At 64.2% G+C, this 18,757-nt stretch carries 19 protein-coding genes; 10 read left to right on the top strand and 9 right to left on the bottom strand.

What is annotated here, in order from left to right:
* Positions 1 to 19: 19 nt before the first annotated feature.
* Complete coding sequence (locus IVB07_RS14965) at positions 20 to 796, bottom strand: rhomboid family intramembrane serine protease (protein WP_018455359.1); 777 nt, start codon at positions 794 to 796, stop codon at positions 20 to 22.
* Between the two features lie 526 nt (positions 797 to 1,322).
* On the opposite strand from IVB07_RS14965, the gene IVB07_RS14960 reads away from it, so the two are divergent.
* Entirely contained in the window at positions 1,323 to 1,877 is a 555-nt protein-coding gene (locus IVB07_RS14960; protein ID WP_085361735.1) for a PAS domain-containing protein, read from the top strand.
* A 13-nt stretch (positions 1,878 to 1,890) separates the two neighbouring features.
* On the opposite strand, the gene IVB07_RS14955 is transcribed toward IVB07_RS14960, so the two are convergent.
* Positions 1,891 to 2,277, bottom strand: a complete 387-nt coding sequence (locus IVB07_RS14955) for a hypothetical protein (protein ID WP_204511591.1) — start codon at positions 2,275 to 2,277, stop codon at positions 1,891 to 1,893.
* A 145-nt stretch (positions 2,278 to 2,422) separates the two neighbouring features.
* On the opposite strand from IVB07_RS14955, the gene IVB07_RS14950 reads away from it, so the two are divergent.
* The gene (locus IVB07_RS14950) at positions 2,423 to 2,932 is read left to right on the top strand and encodes a GNAT family N-acetyltransferase (protein ID WP_247335658.1); all 510 of its coding nucleotides are present in this window, start codon (positions 2,423 to 2,425) and stop codon (positions 2,930 to 2,932) included.
* A 65-nt stretch (positions 2,933 to 2,997) separates the two neighbouring features.
* On the opposite strand, the gene IVB07_RS14945 is transcribed toward IVB07_RS14950, so the two are convergent.
* Entirely contained in the window at positions 2,998 to 4,995 is a 1,998-nt protein-coding gene (locus IVB07_RS14945) for a DEAD/DEAH box helicase (protein WP_247361974.1), read from the bottom strand.
* 368 nt (positions 4,996 to 5,363) lie between these two features.
* On the opposite strand from IVB07_RS14945, the gene IVB07_RS14940 reads away from it, so the two are divergent.
* Entirely contained in the window at positions 5,364 to 6,104 is a 741-nt protein-coding gene (locus IVB07_RS14940) for a metallophosphoesterase family protein (protein WP_007602584.1), read from the top strand.
* 52 nt (positions 6,105 to 6,156) lie between these two features.
* Positions 6,157 to 6,510, top strand: coding sequence for a cupin domain-containing protein (locus IVB07_RS14935; protein ID WP_018455353.1), 354 nt, complete (start codon positions 6,157 to 6,159; stop codon positions 6,508 to 6,510).
* A gap of 23 nt (positions 6,511 to 6,533) precedes the next feature.
* Here the strand turns inward: IVB07_RS14935 and IVB07_RS14930 are convergent, their stop codons facing one another.
* The 4 genes from IVB07_RS14930 to IVB07_RS14915 all read right to left on the bottom strand — a co-directional run bounded on the left by IVB07_RS14930 (position 6,534) and on the right by IVB07_RS14915 (position 9,347).
* Entirely contained in the window at positions 6,534 to 7,046 is a 513-nt protein-coding gene (locus tag IVB07_RS14930) for a hypothetical protein (RefSeq protein WP_018455352.1), read from the bottom strand.
* A 114-nt stretch (positions 7,047 to 7,160) separates the two neighbouring features.
* Positions 7,161 to 7,589, bottom strand: coding sequence for a VOC family protein (locus tag IVB07_RS14925; RefSeq protein WP_247377291.1), 429 nt, complete (start codon positions 7,587 to 7,589; stop codon positions 7,161 to 7,163).
* A gap of 120 nt (positions 7,590 to 7,709) precedes the next feature.
* Positions 7,710 to 8,192: a DUF5680 domain-containing protein gene (locus IVB07_RS14920; RefSeq protein WP_018455350.1), complete on the bottom strand. Its 483-nt coding sequence runs from the start codon at positions 8,190 to 8,192 to the stop codon at positions 7,710 to 7,712.
* A 3-nt stretch (positions 8,193 to 8,195) separates the two neighbouring features.
* Entirely contained in the window at positions 8,196 to 9,347 is a 1,152-nt protein-coding gene (locus IVB07_RS14915) for a zinc-binding dehydrogenase (RefSeq protein WP_247377289.1), read from the bottom strand.
* A gap of 249 nt (positions 9,348 to 9,596) precedes the next feature.
* Here IVB07_RS14915 and IVB07_RS14910 point away from each other — a divergent pair, with 249 nt between their 5' ends.
* From IVB07_RS14910 to IVB07_RS14895, 4 genes are all read left to right on the top strand, one after another.
* Positions 9,597 to 10,844 carry an MFS transporter gene (locus IVB07_RS14910; RefSeq protein WP_245288415.1) on the top strand — a complete coding sequence of 416 codons (1,248 nt, stop codon included), beginning with the start codon at positions 9,597 to 9,599 and terminating at the stop codon, positions 10,842 to 10,844.
* Between the two features lie 52 nt (positions 10,845 to 10,896).
* Positions 10,897 to 12,063: an MFS transporter gene (locus tag IVB07_RS14905; RefSeq protein ID WP_247377286.1), complete on the top strand. Its 1,167-nt coding sequence runs from the start codon at positions 10,897 to 10,899 to the stop codon at positions 12,061 to 12,063.
* A 68-nt stretch (positions 12,064 to 12,131) separates the two neighbouring features.
* Positions 12,132 to 12,743, top strand: a complete 612-nt coding sequence (locus IVB07_RS14900) for a PilZ domain-containing protein (RefSeq protein WP_007602573.1) — start codon at positions 12,132 to 12,134, stop codon at positions 12,741 to 12,743.
* A 331-nt stretch (positions 12,744 to 13,074) separates the two neighbouring features.
* Positions 13,075 to 13,701, top strand: coding sequence for a transglutaminase-like cysteine peptidase (locus IVB07_RS14895; RefSeq protein WP_247335651.1), 627 nt, complete (start codon positions 13,075 to 13,077; stop codon positions 13,699 to 13,701).
* Positions 13,702 to 13,821: 120 nt separating this feature from the next.
* Here IVB07_RS14895 and IVB07_RS14890 read toward each other — a convergent pair whose 3' ends face one another.
* Positions 13,822 to 15,573, bottom strand: coding sequence for a CYTH and CHAD domain-containing protein (locus IVB07_RS14890; protein ID WP_247335649.1), 1,752 nt, complete (start codon positions 15,571 to 15,573; stop codon positions 13,822 to 13,824).
* A gap of 332 nt (positions 15,574 to 15,905) precedes the next feature.
* On the opposite strand from IVB07_RS14890, the gene IVB07_RS14885 reads away from it, so the two are divergent.
* Both IVB07_RS14885 and IVB07_RS14880 read left to right on the top strand, forming a co-directional pair.
* On the top strand, positions 15,906 to 16,718 hold the full coding sequence (locus IVB07_RS14885; protein ID WP_018455343.1) for a helix-turn-helix domain-containing protein: 813 nt from the start codon (positions 15,906 to 15,908) through the stop codon (positions 16,716 to 16,718).
* Between the two features lie 163 nt (positions 16,719 to 16,881).
* Complete coding sequence (locus IVB07_RS14880; protein ID WP_247361966.1) at positions 16,882 to 17,811, top strand: tripartite tricarboxylate transporter substrate binding protein; 930 nt, start codon at positions 16,882 to 16,884, stop codon at positions 17,809 to 17,811.
* Between the two features lie 42 nt (positions 17,812 to 17,853).
* Here the strand turns inward: IVB07_RS14880 and IVB07_RS14875 are convergent, their stop codons facing one another.
* On the bottom strand, positions 17,854 to 18,561 hold the full coding sequence (locus IVB07_RS14875; protein ID WP_085396146.1) for a GntR family transcriptional regulator: 708 nt from the start codon (positions 18,559 to 18,561) through the stop codon (positions 17,854 to 17,856).
* Between the last annotated feature and the right edge of the window lie 196 nt (positions 18,562 to 18,757).

Raw genomic sequence — 18,757 nt, 5'->3', positions numbered from 1 at the left:
CGGCGCCGCAAGCGCCGCTTCAAATGCGGTCTGAAATGTCCCGTGATGACGCATCCGCAGCATCACTTCGCACGCGCGGCACCGGATCGAACAGCGCGAACAGCAACAGGCCGGCAAGGAAGCCGCCGATATGCGCCTGCCAGGCGACGCTCGTGGTCTCGCTGTCGACGCCAATCGCGCCGACGCCGAAGACGATGTTGACGCCGAACCACACCGCAAGAAAACCGAGCACCCGCCCGTCGCGCAACGCGCGCGACAGCGGCAGCGCCGGAACTCTTGCGGCGGTATCGGCATCCGATCGGCTGAACGACAGGAAGCTGCCGCGAACGAAGGCGAAGCGGATCGCCGCCGCCATCGCGCCGGACACCGAGGCCGAGGCGCCGATCATCGGCGCCACCGCGTGCTCATGGGTGACGAGATGGGCGAGCGCGCCGGCCGCCGCCGTCACCGCGAGGAACAGGAAGAACCTGATGGCGCCAAAGCGCCGCGCCAGCGCGCTGCCGAACGGCAACAGCCACAGCACGTTGAAGCCGAGATGGGTGAGATTGGCATGCAGAAGCGAATAGGTGACGAAGGTCCAGACCTTGGCGCCGGCTCCGCCGGGGATCTCCAGATTGAGCAGCGAGGAATCGTAGCGCTTGGGGATGAAGCCGAAGACGTCGATGGTCCAGTTCTCGAGCTCCGGCGGCAGCAGCACCCGCAGATGGATCACCGCGAGCAGGAGGATATAGGCGGTCAGCGCGAACGGCAGCGTCAGGATCGGCTCGCGCGGAGCCTCCTCAACGACGGCCGGCACCCCCAGCGAAGCATCTTGCGACGAAGGATCTTGCGGCGGAGAATTTGGCGGGAATTCCAAGGGCGGCTTCGCTTTCAGGCGCGATCGGAGCGACAGGCTTCACGACAGGCCTTGGAGATAGTCGCCTTTGCCCGCGCTGCGCAAGTGCACAAAAGGAAAAGGCAGGGCCCTGGGAAAGCCCTGCCTATCCGTGTCGGACTTCCGGTACCCAGAGAGACGGGAGTATCCCCACCCCTCCCCGCGGCCGGTGACCAAACTGTTTGACGCCTGTGTACAGGCCTCGCCGAGAACCTGGAGAAAAGCGGCGAGGCTTGCGACCGCGATCACCATAGCAGCGGGGCGGTGCACGGAAAGCGCATAGTTAATTTAACGTTAACGACGCAAAGGCAGCGCCAGGAGCACCGAAAATGCCGCTGCGGCATGGACGCTGCAAAGCCCCTCCTGCACAACAACACAGGGATCGCGGCTGCACTGAAGCGGGACAGGTTTGTCCCGCGAGGTTGCGCCCCGGGGTAAGCGTTCAGCCATGAAACATCCGTCGAGCCGCGAGTTCTTCGCATATTGGGACACCAAGCGGGGCACCGCGCGGGCCCCTGACCGGGCCGATATCGATCCGGCCGCCGTGCGCGGCCTGCTCGGTGACATCTTCGTGCTGTCCTGCGAGCCCCATCTCGGCTTTCCGTTCCGCGTCGCCGGCACGCGCGTCTGCGCCCTCGCAGGGCGCGACCTCAAGGATGCGAGCTTTGCGGCGCTGTTCAACGAGGCTAGCCGCCGCGAGATCGAGGAGATCACGACCATCGTCGCCGATGAGAGCCTCGGGGCAATCGCCGGCGTCACCGCCGCGCGCGAGGACGGCAGCAAGGCGTATCTCGAGCTGCTGCTGCTGCCGTTCAACGCCCGCCCGCATACACCGGTGAGCGTGACGGGCGTGCTCGCGCCGTTCGACGACGAATGCGGCGCGCTGGGCCCGTTCGCCCTCACCTCCTGGCGCTATCTGCACCAGCCGGAAAAACTGCTGCCGCGCGCGATCCGCAAGCTGCAGATCGCACGCGGGCTGATGGTCTATGAGGGGCTGCGCTAGCAGTGCACCGCGCTCACGGCATCGCCAGATGCCAGGCGCCGTTCAGAAAGCCGTCGCCGGTGACGTCGCCGGGCTTGGTGTCCTTGGCAAAGGTGTAGAGCGGCTTGCCCTTGTAGGCCCACTGCTTCGAGCCATCGTCGCGCGTGATGACGGTGTAGCCGTCGGCGGCGGCATCGCTCGCCTCGGCCTTCAGCACCGGCCAGTTGGTCGCACACGGACCATTGCAGGCCGACTTGCTGTCAGCATCCTTGTCGAAAGTATAGAGCGACATGCCCTTGGCGTCGGTAAGCACGTTCCCTTTGTCGGTCTTGCCGGTCTTGGTCGGCGGTGCCGCGAAGGCAGCGGGAAGCAGCGCCAGCGATATTGCGAGCGTGAGCGCGAGGCGGATGGATGACGTCATGGTCTCTCCTGTCAGGCAATGGGCTTGCATGGGTAGGACGCCGCGCGAGCCGTCGTATTCCTGAGATCGCGGCAAAGATATTTTTCGCTGCAAGCCTCGTCGCATCGGAATAAACTGGGATGATGGAGATGGACGACGGATCGACATGAGCAAGCCGCATTGGCGTCCCGCCCGCGCCTCCGATCTGCCGGCGATCAGCAAGATCGCAGCGCAAATCCATCCCGATCTGCCTGAACGCCCCGAGGTGCTTGCGGAAAAGATGCGGCTCTATCCCTATGGCTGCCGCGTGATCGTCGCGGACGACGGGATCGTCGGCTACGGTCTGGCGCATCCCTGGATGCAGCACCGGATTCCGCCGCTCGACGGCTTCCTCGAGCAATTGCCCGGCGATGCGGATTGCCTCTATTTGCATGACATCGCGGTGCTGCCCGACTTTCGCGGCGGCGTCGCGCGCGACTATGTCGTTGCGACCGAACAGCTCGCGCGCGCGTCAGGAATCGCGACGCTCGCATTGGTGTCGGTCTACGCCACGCGGCCGCTGTGGGAGCGTCTCGGCTTTCGGCCGGTCACGGCGGATGCGGAGCTGCGGGTAAAGCTCGCGACCTACGGCGACAGCGCAACCTACATGCTGCGCGATCTCGCTGCTCACACCTGATTTCTGAGACGATGCCGCCGGCGCAATCCGGCGGCATCATTGCCGTCCGCGCTGGGCAGCGCCAGTCAGGCGCGATGCTTCTTTTTAGTCTTCGGCTTCTTCCCGGCGGCGCCCTTCTCAGACCACGACGTGACCGAGGGCTCAGCGTGGCCCGGCTTGTTCTTGTGCTTTTTCTTCTTTGCGAAGGAAGGAGCATCGTCGAATTTCGGTGTGCGTTCGGCGTACGGCTTTTCGTGCGGTTTACCGTGTGGCTTGCCGTGAGGTTTGCCTTGCGGTTTAAACCCGTTCGGCTCGCGCGCGCGTTCGCCCTGGCGTTCACGATGATCGTTGTCGCCGCTCTCGCGCCGCGGCGCGTGGGGCCGCTCTTCCGATGCCGCCTGCCGTTGCGGCGCATCCGCCATCGGCTCGAGACGGATATTGTCTTCCTTGTCCGGACGCTTGATCTTCACGGCGAAGGATTCCGCGACCCGCTCGGAAATTTCGAACTCGGTCGTGGTGTCCATGATCTTGATCGCGCCGATGTCGTTCTTGTCGATGCCGCCACGACGGCAGATCATCGGCAACAGCCAGCGCGCTTCCGCGTTCTTTTTTCGTCCGATGTTGGCCCGGAACCAGACGCTGCCATCCGCCATGCCATGTTTCGACGACGATTTTCCCGCTTTTGGTCGAGCCCTTTCGGTCCGATCATCGCCGCGCGAAGCGCGGACATCGTCGCGCGGCGCGCGCGTATCGTTGCGGCCGCGATCCTCGCGCGGCCGGCCAGCTCGCTCGACGGGCTCCATGATGTCTTCGGGCGACGGCAGCCGCGCGCGATAGAGCCGTGCAAGTGACGCGGCGATCTCCTCGGCCGACCGCTCGGCCAAGAGCGCCTGCGCCTGCGCCAGATCGTCGGCGGTGGTCTCCTCCGTGAACAGCACGTCCTTCATGCGCTCGTGATCGAGCTTGCGGATCTCATCCGGCTGCGGCGCCGTCCCCCAGACCGCGTCGATGCCCGAGACGTTCAGCAGCATTTCCGCACGCCGCCGCCGCACGGGCGGCACCAGCATGACGCTCGTCCCCTTGCGGCCCGCGCGGCCGGTGCGGCCGGAGCGATGCTGCATGACCTCGGCGTCGTTGGGCAGGTCGGCATGAATGACGAGATCGAGGCTCGGCAGATCGATGCCCCGGGCGGCGACGTCGGTCGCCACGCAGACGCGCGAGCGTCCGTCGCGCAGCGACTGCAGCGCCGTGGTTCGCTCGTTCTGCGTCAATTCGCCTGACAAAGCGACCACGGAGAAGCCGCGCTCCAGCAGTGCCGCCTGCAAGTGCCGGACGCCGTCGCGCGTGCTGCAGAATACCAGCGCGCTCGGCGCCTCGTAGAAGCGCAACACGTTGACGACGGCGTGCTCGGCATCACCGGGCGCGATCCGGATCGCGCGGTACTCGATATCGGCGTGACCGCCTTCGTCGCCGGCGACCTCGATCCGGAACGCCCGCTGTTGATACTGCTTGGCCAGCGCGACGATGCCGCGCGGGAACGTCGCCGAGAACATCAGGGTGCGGCGCGTGTCCGGCGTGGTCTTGAGGATGAACTCCATGTCCTCGCGAAAGCCGAGATTGAGCATCTCGTCAGCCTCGTCGAGCACGACTACCTTCAATTCCGAGATGTCGAGGCGGCCGCGGCGCAAATGATCGCACAACCGGCCGGGCGTGCCGACGACGATATGAGCGCCGGCCGCAAGCTCGCGCTGCTCGCGCCTGGGGTCCATGCCGCCGACGCAGGAAACGACGCGCCCGCTCGCATGCTCGTACAGCCAGGCCAGCTCGCGATGGACCTGCAAGGCAAGCTCGCGGGTCGGCGCCACGATCAGGGCAAGCGGTGCACCCGCCCGCTCGAACCGCTCGGCGTCGCCCAACAGGTCCTTGGCCATGGCCAGCCCATAGGCCAGGGTCTTGCCGGAGCCGGTCTGTGCCGAAACCAAGAGATCGCGGTCAGCGGCCTCGTCCGTGAGTACGGCGAGCTGAACGGGGGTCGGACGGTCGTAATTGCGCTCGGCCAAAGCTCGGGCGAGCGGCGCACTCATGGTCGGAAAAGACACGGGATAAACCTTGGTTGGTCCAGGCGCGGAACGTCGAGCCGCGCGACCTGAAGCTGCGTAGGCGGCAAATGGTCCAGCCGCACGCGTGGTGATCTGATTTGGACGCTCTTTACGCCAAGTGCGGGCAAATCACCATGCCTATGACGCATGGCTTTGGTGATGCCGAGAATAAGCTTACTGGCCAGCTCGACCCGCTACATCCAGCATTTTCGGGGCATTTTACTGCATATAGCGGGATTTTGGGGCGAGGCTGCGGATTTTCACGGCCACCTCGCTTAAATTATGCGCGGTTGGAGCTGCCGGAGACGCACAACAGGGCTAAGCTCAGGCCGATTGGACTAGGGAGCACGACGATGCGATTGGCAGTCATTTCCGATATCCACGGCAACCTTGCCGCGCTCGAGGCGGTGCTGGCCGACATCAAGGCGCGTGGCGTCGATCGTACGGTCAACCTTGGCGATTGCGTCACCAGCCCGTTGTGGCCGAAAGAGACTTTCGAAGCGCTCGAGGCGCTGTCGCTGCCGACCGTACGCGGAAACCATGATCGCTGGATTGAGGAGTTTCCGGACGACAAGCTCTCGTCGGCAGGTCTGTTTGCGCGCAACGCATTGACTGCGGAGCAACGTCTCGCACTCCACAGCCTGCCTTCCCAAATACGGCTGGACGATGGGATCCTGGCCTGCCACGGCACGCCCGACAACGATACGACATGCCTGCTGGAAGAAACGCTCGACGACGGCCGCTTCGTACCGGCACGCCGCGACGTGCTGGCAATGCGCCTCGCGAGTGAGCCGACGGCGCGCGTGGTGCTGTGTGGTCATAGCCACCGCCAGGCCGTCGTTCACGGACCTCATGACTGTCTGGTTCTCAATCCAGGGAGCGTTGGTTGCCCGGTCTTCGCAGACATTCCCGTTGCCGCAAACCTGGAATACCGCTCGCCGCACGCGCGATATGCAATCCTCACGAAGCGACAAAGGGGCTGGCAGGCCGAACTCTTGGCCCTCGAATACGATTGGGACGCCGCATCGTCCCGTGCCCTCGCCAACGACCACCCGAAATGGGCGCGGGCCATATCGTCGGGATATGTCAAATAGCTGCTGGCATCGCTCGACCTAAATTGTGCCGCACGGAAGAACGGGAGAACACATGGCCGACGGAATCTCGCTTGCCGACAAGCTCGCGACATTTGGGGATTTCTGGTCCCCACGCACGATCACGACCTTCAACGATTGCGACGTGATGGTGGTGAAAGTGAAGGGAGAATTCACCTGGCACAAGCATGACGACACCGACGATTTCTTTCTCGTCCTGAAAGGCAGACTGGATATCGAGTTGCGGGACCGGACGGTGACGCTCGGTCCGGGCGAACTCTACGTGGTGCCGAAAGGTGTCGAACATCGCCCGGTGGCGCGCGAGGAGGTTCATCTCATGTTGATCGAGCCGACCGGCACGCCGAACACGGGCGACAAGGCGACCGCAGCCGCGCGCAAGTTCGCATAGAGGGCAACTCGCCCGGCGCAGCCCTAATCCCTGGAGGTCACCAGGCTGCTGAAGCCGCCGACCAGTCTAGCTCTTGCCCGCACAAGAGTGTCCCTGGCCGCGCGGCTCAGTGCGCGGATGGCGCGCCAGGCGTCGGTTGCCTGCAGCCACGCCTTCACCTCGGAGTACTTGCCGTACGCCCAGGCAAAAGCCGGAATCCGCATCAGCTTGTCACGGGTGAGATGGAACAGGCGCTCGACCAGCACGAGCTTGAGCAGCTCGCCGATGATGAACGTCACGGCCCCGCTCACGATCTGACCGGTCGCCGCGAGATAGGCTGCCACGGGCTTGACCGGCTCCAGGATAATGACGGGTACCGAAAACAAGGCGAGCGAGCAATAAGGCGACAGCGATCTGATCCAGCCCCGCAATCGCTTCAATTGGAGATGGCGCCCGATCCAGCGCGAGATTGGCCTCGCCACGGCCATGAAGACCGCATCCACCAGGAAGTAGATGGCGGCCGCGATGTAGGTCAGGGGCTTCAGGATCTGCTTCACGATGAACTCTCCCGTGAACTCAAAGCCGTAACCTGGGCCTAAGTTTCACCCCGGCGTGAATAACTCGCGGATTTTCGATGGAACTTTTCGTGTACGGGCCCGCCGCTGCCCGGTTCAGATCTCCGCATAGATCTCCAAAAGATTACCGTCGGGGTCGCGGAAGAACAGCGTCCGATGCCCGAACGACTGGTTCGTCGGCGGTGACAGCAGCGCCACGCCGTGGCGTGCGAGTTCGTCGGCACACGCATCGACTTCGGCCGCGGATACCTTGAAGGCCAGTTGCAGCGCGGCACTGCCCGCCGGCGTCGGCGCGTCAGTCGCGGTTCGGCCCGGCCTTGCGAGAGCCAGCGTGTTGGGGCCCAAGCCGTACTCGATCCAGTTCGGCGACAGCTCCCGCAGCAGCGGAAATGCGAGGACGTCTTCATAGAAGCGCCGCATCGCCGCCATGTCGCGCACGAAAATGACGGTGTAGTCGATCGCACGGATGGCGCGGAAGGGCGAGCGGGTGCGCTGGCCTGGTTCGGTCGTTTGTTCGTTTGTCATCTCGTCCTTCATACCAACGCCGGCCCGTAGCCCGTATGGAGCGTAGCGGAATACGGGGAGCCACAGGCGAGAATCCCGGATTACGTTGCGCTCCATCCGGGCTACAGGGCTCGCGAAACTCTATCGCAACATACCGCCACTGTAACGGACCGCATAGAGCGGCACGCCATCCTGCCGCGCAATCGTCTCGACACCGTGGAAGCGATCGAGCGCGCCCTCGACCTCGTTCCGATAAATCATACCTGCGTGCTCGAACAGATGCGGGCCCCGAAACGGATACTCGATGCTGACGTCCAGCAACGCCTGGCGCAGGAATTTGTAGATCGCGAGGAAGGTGTCTCGATCCGTGATCTCCGCGCGGACGCCACCGCTGTAGCTCATCGACCAAATGACGCGGTCATCCCGAGACACGGTCTCCTGCCCGACGAAGAACCCCATCCCGAAATAGATATCGCGATAGGCATAGGGCGCCGCGCGATGCTCGAGCTGCTTTGAGCCTCTGAGCAGCGGAGCGGCCACGGTGGCGTCGTCGTCGAGGCCCGCATAGGTCCGCCGCTTGGCTTCGATCAGAAACGCTGCGAAATCTCCGGGGATGGACGACATCGGTTATTCCACCAGCTCCGGCCACGGCACGATCGTCGACTTCACCGTCTTCATCGCCATGGCATCCCTGACCGCCTGCGCGACGCCGTCTTCCGTGAACGGATAGATCGTCTGCATCTTCAGCCAGGGATATTTGTCACGGGTGCGGTAGAGCATGTCGACGCCGAGCGGCAGATCATTGGCGGTAAAGCCCCAGGATCCCAGCACATTGAGGTCCTTGGTGCAGATGCGGTGCCAGGACGTGTCGATCGAGCCGGCGTCGGTGAACTGGCCCATCTCGACATAGGTGCCGCCGTCGCGCAGCATCTCGATGCCTTCGGGGCCGGCGGAGGGGTGACCCGAGCAATCCATCACCAGATCGGCGCCGAAGCCGCCGACGATGTCGCGCACGCGGGCGATGCGGTCCTGCGGTGACTTCAGTTCCTCGATGTTCACTGTCGCCTCGGCGCCGAACTCACGCGCGAGCTTGAGCCGCGGCTCCTCCGGCGCACCGACGCAGATCACGCGCCCTGCTCCCATCTCCTGCGCGGCGGCGACCGCGAGAATGCCGATTGGACCCGAGCCCTGGATCACCACCGTGTCGCCCCAGGTGAAACCGCCGGCGCGGCTGGCGCGGTTGAAGGCGCGGATGCAGGACGTCAGCGGCTCCGACAGCGCACCCAGCCGCAGCGACATGTCGTCAGGCAATTTGTAGATCTTGGTGCCCGGCAGCATGTCGAGATCGACATAGACATATTCGGCCCAGCCGCCCCACATGTGAGGCGCTTTGTCGAAGCCGAGATAGCGGCCGTAATAGACCGGCGTCAGGCACTTGTTGGCGACTTGGGGATAATGGATGCAGTAATAGCAGCGGCCGCAGGGCATCAGCGGCGGGATCATCACTTTTGATCCGACCTTGAGCGGCTTGCTCATGAAGTCCTCGGTGAATTCGTCGCCGCATTCGACGATGATTCCGCCGAGCTCATGGCCGAGCGTGAACGGCCACGGCAGCGGCTTCGGCCAATGCCCCTTCAGAATGTGCAGGTCCGTGCCGCAGACGCCGCACGCGCCGACCTTGATCAGCGCGGCCCTCTTGCCGACCTTCGGCCACGGCACGGTGCGAATGACGGGTTCGCTGCCCGGCCCTGCGTGGGTGCAGACGCGGATCTGGTCCATGGCGTGTCCTCGCTGCCCGTCTGTTATGATTGATTGGTGCGGGCTGAAGCGAAGCGTATGTGAGATGCGCGCTGGTGCCAAGCCGCGGTCTCGTAACCCGCATGAGCGAAGCGACATGCGGGGCCAGCATTCCCGGATATCGCTTCGTCATCCGGGCTACGGGACCCTGGTCTCCACACACCCAAGTGCCTTGAGCGCTCGACGGCGAACGTGTAGGCACGGCGCCAAAGTCCCACCCCAGGTGCCCGCTTGAACCCCCTCCCTCAAAATCCCGTCGTCGCGTCCGGCTCGTTCGCAGCGATGAGGTCGGTGCCCTACCGGCTCCAGTTCATCGCTTACGTGCTGGCGATGATGGCCGACAATATCGAGCATGTGATCAGCTATTGGGTGGTGTTCCAGAAATTCCATTCGCCGGCGCTGGCGGGTTTTGCCGTGCTGTCGCACTGGTTGCCGTTCCTGCTGTTCTCGGTCGCGGTTGGCGGGCTGGCGGACCGGGTCGATCCGCGCCGCATCATTCAATGCGGCATGCTGCTGTTCATCGTGGCCTCGGCTGGATGGGGTTTCTTCTTCATCACCGACGCCATCGAGATGTGGCACGCCATGCTGCTGCTGGTGATCCATGGCTGCGCCGGCGTGTTGTGGCAGACGCCGAACCAGCTGCTGCTCTATGATCTCGTCGGTCCGGCCGATCTTCCGAGCGCGGTGCGGCTGAATGCGATGGCGCGCTATCTCGGCATTTTGGTCGGACCTGCCGTCGGCGGCATTATCATGCTGACGCTCGGCACCTCGCATGGCATTATCTTCAACACGCTGTTCTATCTGCCGATGCTGCTGTGGCTGTTCTGGGCGCCGGTGCGGGACAAGAGTGTCGCCGTTCGGCGCTTCGCCGTGCGCGGCCTTGCCGACATCATGCTGACCATCCGCGCCATCGGCACGCAGCCGGTGCTGACGGCGATGACATGGCTCGCCGGCCTCACCTCCTTCATGATCGGCAATGCCTATCACGCCCAGATGCCGGGCTTTGCCGGCGATCTCGGCCACGGCGATCCCGGAATCTCCTACAGCGTGCTGCTCGCGGCCGATGCCGCCGGCGCACTGCTCGCCGGCATCGCGCTGGAATCCTGGGGGCGGCTCAAGGGCACGCCGCGCACCGCGATCATGCTCGCCATGCTGTGGAGCGTGGCGCTGCTCGGCTTCGCCTCGGTGCGGATCTATCCGGTCGCGATCGTGCTGTTGTTCTTTGCAGGCTTCTTCGAGCTGTCGTTCAATACCATGGCGCAGGCGCTGGTGCAGTTGAACGCGCCGTCCGACATTCGCGGTCGCGTCGTCGGCCTCTACAACATGGCGGGGCTTGGGATGCGGGCGTTCAGCGGCATCACGGTCGGACTGTTCGGTGCGGCGATCGGCATCCACTGGTCGCTCGGGCTCTCAGCCGCAGTGCTGCTGGCACTGCTATGTCTTCTCTATGGGCGCGCGACGAGGAAGACGGCCGGTTGACTCCGGCGTCTCCCCACCGCACGCTCGATACAGGGTTTGGGGAGATGAAGCGTTGCGCAATCGCTGGGGCATACTTGCGATCCTGTTCGTCGTTCGCCTCACCATCGCATTCCAGTTCCAGAGCGTGGCCGCGGTCGCGCCGCTGCTGCAGCAGAGCTTCGGCGTCGGGCTCGCCGATATCGGCATCCTGATCGGACTCTATTTCACACCGGGCATCGTGCTGGCGCTGCCGGGCGGCGCGATTGGCCGGACGCTTGGCGACAAGCCCACCACGATCGTGGCGCTGCTGCTGATGACGGCGGGCAGTCTCGTCATGGCCACCACCGACGTCTGGGGCTGGCAGATGGCGGGCCGGCTCGCCTCCGGCGCCGGCGGCGTGCTGCTGACCGTGCAGCTCACCAAGATGGGCACCGACTGGTTTGCGGGAAAGGAGATCGCTACCGCGATGGCGATCTTCGTCAACTCCTGGCCGGCCGGCGTTGCGATCTCGCTGCTGGTGCTGCCGGCGATCGGCACGGCCTATGGCGCGGGCGCCGTGTTCCTCGTGGCCGGCGCGCTCACCGCGATCGGCATTGTGCTGATCACGTTCTACCAAGCACCGCCGGGAGCAACCGCCAGCGCGGCCGGCTCCGGGCGGCTTGATCCGCTCGCGCTTCTGGCGGTGATCGTCGCGGGCGCGATCTGGGGCCTCTATAATGTCGGCTTCGCCATGATCTTCTCGTTCGGCCCCTCGCTGCTCGCCGAGCGCGGCTGGAGCATTGCCGCGGCGGGATCGGCGATCAGCCTCGTGATGTGGCTGTCGGTGATCTCGGTGCCGGCAGGCGGTTATCTCGCCGATCGCTTCAAGCGGCCGTTCGTGCTGGCTATCGTGGCCAGCCTGGTGGTGGCCGGGCTGCTGGCCTGGCTGACCCGGTCCGACGCCGTGATCACGATCCTCGTCCTGATCGGCCTGATCGGCGGCCATCCGGCCGGGCCGATCATGAGCCTGACCGCCCGCGTGCTCGTGCGGGAAACCAGGGCGATCGGGATGGGCGTGTTCTACACTCTCTTCTATGCCGCGATGATGCTGGGACCGGCGGTGGCGGGCCGGCTCGCCAAATCGGCCGGCACGGCCGCGGTCGCGCTTGACCTCGGCGCGCTGACAGTGCTGGCCTGCCCGCCCCTGATGTGGCTTTTCGAACGCATTGTGTCTGTTCGTCATCGCCGCGCCCGATCCTAACGCGGCATTAACCCTGTGCACCTTAGGGTCGTCCCGGACTCCGCCAGGCGGGGGGTCGGGTTGTGAAAATGGCGTTGGCGCACAAAAAATTTCTTCCGGCCGCCGAGGAACGTCGGCGTTTCCAGCGGGTGAAGGTTCACCTGCTCGGCCGCTACATGCTGCCGGACCGCCGTGAATTCCCCTGCCAGGTGATCAACATGTCGCCGGGCGGGCTGGCACTGCTGGCCCCCGGCATCGGCAATGTCGGCGACCGCGTGGTCGCCTATCTCGACCATATCGGGCGCGTCGAGGGCAAGATCACCCGCATCATCGACAATGGCTTCGCCATGACGGTCGGTGCCACGCCGCGAAAGCGCGACAAGCTTGCGGCACAGCTGACCTGGCTCGCCAACCGCGACATCCTCAATCTGCCGGAAGACCGCCGCCACGATCGTATCGTGCCGCGCAATCCGATCGCGGTGCTGACGCTCGAGGACGGCACCAAGATGACCTGCCGCATCATCGACCTCTCGCTGTCGGGCGCCGCCATCGCCGCGGAGAACCGCCCCCCGCTGAAATCGACGGTTTTGCTCGGCCGGGTGCAGGGCCGCGTGGTCCGAAACCTCGAAGATGGCTTCGCGCTCGAGTTCATGCATTCGCAGCCAATTGAAACTCTCGAAGAGAGCGTTACCGCGCGGTAAAGCGCGAAGGCACCAAAACCACTGCATTTCCAGTACTGAAGGCGGCCTCCGCGATGCGGACGCCGCCTTTTTCATGAGTGGCGTCGAGGCTCGCGCGGGTTAACGCGGAGGCTGCGGGAGCGTGCAAACAACGGTTCCGCTAGCGTTTCCGCGTTAATCCATAAAATTTGAATCAATTGCAGTCATATCGAATTTTATTCAAATTTGACTCAAGTATAGATCGAATTCGCCGCGTGTTTTACTTGCATTCGTCTCGACTTGACTTGACTGACTTAGCGGCAACTCAAAAGCTGCCTGCGCAATGTGGTCCCAACAAGAAACGGGGGCCGCAATGTTTCATTTCAGGGGACAGGGGAAGGGATTGGCGCTCGCCGCCATGCTCTTCGGAATGAGCGCGGCAGCGCAGGCCGGCGAAGGCCGTCTGCTCTACGCAAGCCTCGGCGACACCACGCGTGCGCCGATCGGCTGGGTCGAGTTCTGTGCGGACAATGCCGCTCAGTGCCAGGGCGCACCGACGCAACCGCGTGACATCGTGATGTCGCAGGCTGCATGGCGCGACCTCGTCAAGGTCAATCGCTGGGTCAACGAGACCGTCAAGCCTTTGACCGACCAGGAGCACTGGGGCGTGATCGAAAAGTGGTCGCTGCCGTCGGACGGTTACGGCGACTGCGAGGACTACGTGCTATTGAAGCGCAAGATGCTGATCGATGCCGGATGGCCGCGCGAGGCCCTGCTCATCACCGTCGTGCGCGACAAGAAGGGCGAAGGACACGCGGTGCTGACGGTGAAGACCGACAAGGGCGAGTTCGTTCTCGACAATCAGAACGAGAACGTCGTTGCCTGGACGGAGACCGGCTACCGCTTCGTCAAGCGCCAGTCGCAGAGCGATCCCAATGTCTGGGTCTCGCTCGGCGACACCAAGCCGGCGATCTCCACCGCCAGCGCAAGGGATCAGTAGAGACAAACGAAAGAGATACGCGACCCGGTCACATCCCCACCCCTCCCCGTCCCAGACCGGTTCGCGCGCGGCCAGCCATCCCCCAATGGCTGGCCGCAACTTTTTTAGGGTGTACTTCGCTTAGTTCTGCGGCGCCTGCCGCGACCAGGGCACGCGCGCGACGGTGAAATCGCGCCATGTGCTTTGCAGGACGGGTTGCACCCCGATCGACGCGCGCGCCTGCCAGCCTGCGATCGCCGCCGCGGCGATGGTGCCGTCGGGCTCGGCATCAAGCCCGTCCAGCAATGATGCCGTAACCGCCATGTCGTTGACGGCGCCAAGCTGCTCCTGCAAGCCGGCGAGCCTTCGCGAGAATTTTCGCGTGGATTTGCGGTCTGCGAACAGCGGCAGCAGAAACTCGCTGAGATAGCGCAGCCGCTTGGTCGCGAGCCGCAGGCGGTGCAACTGTTCGGCGGAAAGCGACTTGAAGCGGCGGCCGCGCTTGAGCACCTTGGCGTATTGCGCCGATAGGATGCGTGCCGCGAAGTCGGCCGCGGGTTCGGCGAGCTGGCCGAGATCCTCGGTGGCGACGTCGTTGCGCCAGCCGCGCGCCTCGATCCAGTTGCCGAGGCCGAGCAGGAACATGGCGCAGCGGCGATCTTCGAGGGCGCCATGCGCCTTGCGATAGGCGTCGGACTGGCGCCCGGCCGCAGCCAGGCCCAGTGCATCGAAGCCCGCGACCGACGGACAGGCTGTTGCGATCTTCGGCAAGGTATCGAGCCGGAACACATCCCAGTCGCGCGCAGCGGAGAGCTCTTGCGCCAGCCATCTGGCTTCCAACCGCAGCGCATCGAGATTGCTGAGCGCGCCGACCGACCCCATCAGATCCAACGCCGATCGAAGCCGGCGCAGCGAGACGCGCAGCTGATGGATTCCTTCCCGATTGCGGCCATCCTCGGCCGCCGGCAGCGACTGAAGCAAATGGAGGAAGCAGGAACGCAGGATTGTCGCGAACGCCTCGTCCAATGTCACCGACGGATCGAGACGAAGTTTTCGCGGACGCCGCGCCGAGGGTGGCTTGTCGGCGGCAAGATCGAAGCCGCGTGCCGATTTGGAGCGAATGGACGGCTTTACGTCGCCGTGCTCCGCGAGCCGCAGCGCGATCTCGTAGACCGCGCTCGCGCTGCCGCTCTTGAGCTCCAGCTCGATCTCGCTCACCGGCAGTGAACGGTCGCCGGCCGTCAACTCACCCTGGTCGAAGGCGATCTCGACCGTGCCTGACGGCAGTTCGATCGGCCGCGCATGGCGATGGACATCGGCAGTGAAGACCGATTCGAGCGGCTGCGCTTCCAGGTTGCCGCGAAGCTTCTCGGGAATGAACGGCATTGCCAAACCGAGATCGGGCGCAAGCGACGGTACCCTCATCTCCCACTCACCACGGCGGAGCGGATCGTCCACCGCATCGGTCTTCACGGTCTGCACGAAGCGCGCGCCGCTCTGACGAACGCGCAAGCTCAAGCCGTGGCGACGCAACGTCCGCTCCGGCGTGTCGTAATAGACGGACTTGAGATGTTTGCGCGCGCCCTTGTTGCGCGCGTTCATCGCGATCACAGGCGCGGCCTTGAAATGCGCCATGCGATCGGCATCGACGAAAAGCTTGAGCTCGATCTCACCGGCACCATGCGCGGCAGCGCTCGACCGCAGTGGTTCCGTTGCCGGTTCCGCGTCTTGCAATGGCGTCTGATCGATCACAGGTTCCGCGACGAGTTCGGCCGGCTCACGCTGCCTGAAGAAGCCAGCAACGACTTGCGTTCTCTTGTTTTCCCTTGCAACAGGATTTCCATCCCGCGCGCTCGGAGCCTTGCGAACCGGCGTTGCGTCTGACTTCAGCATTTACGGTAACATGACAGTTCGATGACAGAGCGCCATCCTATAGCCGGTGTGGCTCGCGAGGAATAGTCACGTGACGTCGCAGCGCCCTACCGTCCACACGAGGCTGGGAGCGCACAATCCAGCTTGACCACAGGAACTAAATTGCCGCTGGGCACAGCAAGCGATCGAGTTGACTGCGAATCCCGCCCTTCTCGAAACCGAGATGAACGCGTCAGCGAGCTTGACTCATGCCAACCTTCCCGCAATCGGTGGCGATGGCGTCGAGCGCGCTGCCCTGTCCCTCCGGCCGTTGCTTCATCGGCTAGCGGCACAGGCAATCACAAGGAGTTGGCATGACGTCGTTCCGTCCCGTCATCGCGTTGTCCAGGGGCCTCGAAGTCCTTCGGGTGATCAATCAGGAACGGCAGTCGACCGTCGGCTCGCTGCACAAGGCGACGGGGCTGAACAAGTCAACGATCGTCCGCATGCTCGAGACGCTGGAACATGAAGGTTATGTGGTACGTCGTACCGAGCCGGCCAGCTACGCGCCGACGGGACGGGCGCTGCTGCTCAGCGCAGGCTATGATGAGCCGACCTGGATTGGCGGCATCGCCGAACCCATCCTGAACAAATTCCGCAAGCAGATCCATTGGCCGTCAGACATCGCGGTGCTCGATCAGGAGTCCATGGTCATCGCCCACACGACGCGCGTCGATGGATCGCTGCTGTTCAGCCGCCCGCCGGGTTTTCGCTTTCCCGTCCTCGGCACCTCGATGGGACGCGCCTATCTCGCCTTCTGCGAACCCGCCGAGCAGGAGCGCATTGCCGCACGGCTGGCCCTTGGTCCGGAGCCCTGGAACGATCTGGCGCGCAATCCCGGCAGACTTGCCAAAGTGCTGCGCACGATCCGTAGCGCGGGGTTCGCAGTCATGGACGAGACCTACAGCCGCCGCGTCTTCGGGGGCGCAGTGTGGGCGATCGGCGTACCCGTCGTTTTGCGGAATCGCCTGTTCGGCAGCATGAACGTGATGATGCTTCGCGAGGCGGTCGGTCTGGAGGACGGTGTGCGGCGCTTCGTACCGCCGATGAAGAAAGTCGCTTCCGCACTTGCCGAGGCGCTCGGTGCCAAGCTTGCTGCGCCGGGTTCTCCTGCAGGTCGGCGATGATCATTTCACACAGTGAAACGATATTTTGATTTCTTGACCCCCCTTCCTGCCCGTGTGACACCTCGTTGCGGCGGCTGCCTGCTGCCCAATGACACAGGGAAAAGGGGAGGCCGAAGTGCGGACATCCGCGAGAATTTGGGCTGCCGCGATGGCATGCCTGACGATGGCCGCTTCTGAAACGGCTTTGGCCGAAGCCTGGCCGACCCGGGCAATCAGGATCGTCGTCTCCACGCCGGCAGGCGGCATCACCGATGCCTTCGCCCGCGCCTATGGCGACTATATCTCGCAGAAGCTTGGCCAGCCGGTCATTGTCGAAAACAAAACCGGAGCCAGCGGTGCGCTGGCGGCACAGTCGGTGAAGGATTCCCCGGCCGACGGCTACACGCTGATGTACACGATCTCGTCCACCTTGCTCGGTAACCGGCTGTTGTTGAAATCGCTGGCCTATGATCCGGACAAGGATTTCACGATCGTCGCGATGACGCCTTCGGGGCATCTGCCGCTGGTGGTCCATTCCGCCACCAATGCAAAGACGATCGAAGAGTTCGTCGCGTACGCACGTGGCAACAAGGTCACGGCCGGCTCGTACGGCATCGGCTCGTTCGCACATATTGCGATCGCCGAGCTCAACCGGCAATTCGGTCTCGACATTTCCATCGTGCATTACCGCGGCGAAGCGCCGATGTGGCAGGATCTGGCCGCGGGGGTGATCCAGGCGGCCGTCGGCAGCTATCAGGCTGCGCTACCGGTGCTCGATACCGGCATCGGCCGCCCGATTGCCGTGCCGACACCAGTGCGCATGAAGAAGCTGCCCGAAACCAGGACATTTGCCGAGCAAGGGGTCACGGGCAATGTCTTCCAGCTCATCAGTTTTACCGCGCTGGTGGCGCCCGCTGCGATGCCGGCAGACCGGATCGACATGCTCGCCAAGTTGATGGTCGAAGGCGGCAAGACGGAGCGCGTGCAGAAGCTGCTCGATGCCTTCGGCGTCGACCAGCCGGCCATGGATCGCGCATCCTCGATTGCGCTCTACGAAAAGGAAGGGCCGATCTGGCTCGAGTCGATCAAGACTCTCGGATTAGAGCCGCAATAGCCGCCGTCGCGCCCAGCCGGGTGCGGACGCGCCTCGTTGAGCTCAGACCCCGAGCACGTCCGCGAGTCGCAACTCGTCAGCGGCGGGATCCTTCAGAAACAGCTCGGCCTCGATCTCGTTCAGATGCGACAACATCTGCGCGCGCGCGGCCTCCCTGTCGCATTTGCGGATCGCGGAGACGATTCCGGCGTGATGATCGGTGCCGCAGGCCGGCGTGTCGTGCCGGCGGTAGAGCAGGATGATCAGCGAGGACCGCGCGATCAGCTCCTTGAGAAAACCAAGATAGATGCTGTGGCCACTCATCTCGGCGACGAGTCGATGGAAGTCGCCGGAGAGGCGGACCGAAGCACGCGCATCGCCACGCAGCTCCGCCTCGCGCTCCTCGGCAAGATGCCGCTGGAGACGCCCGATCCAGGCCGGCGACACCGCGTCAACGGCGTGATCGACGATTGTCGGCTCGATCAGGCGGCGCGCCTCGAACACTTCGCGGGCGTCCGCAGGCGTCGGCCGCGCGACGAAGGCGCCGCGGTTCTTCTCGATGTTGACGATGCCCTCGTGCGCGAGCTGTTGCAGCGCGGTGCGAACCAGCGTTCGGCTTGCTCCGTAGATCTCGCCGATCTCGTCCTCGCCGAGTTTCGTGCCGGGCAACAGGCGATGCTCGAGGATCGCCGCAGTCACACCTTCCCGGATGCGGCTGACGCGATCGCTCGCATCTGGCGCGTCGGAGTTCGGTCGGGACTTGACGGCCATGGGGGTGAGGACTCGATCGTCGACGAGGGCGTTGAATCCTAATCGACCAGCTGTATCCAATCACAGGCGAAACTTTATACAATCCGCGCCTGTTTTGTGTGCACGCAACTGCGAAGGCAGCGAACCGCCCAAGCCCGTGGGATTCGATCTAACGATCTGACTCCGCTGCACTGTTTTGGAATTCGGCCGGCCGAGA

The sequence above is a fragment of the Bradyrhizobium sp. 172 genome, assembly GCF_023101065.1.
GTDB lineage: Bacteria > Pseudomonadota > Alphaproteobacteria > Rhizobiales > Xanthobacteraceae > Bradyrhizobium > Bradyrhizobium canariense_D.
The sequence above is the reverse complement of the archived record's forward strand: the minus strand, read 5'-3'. Positions and strand labels throughout refer to the sequence as shown.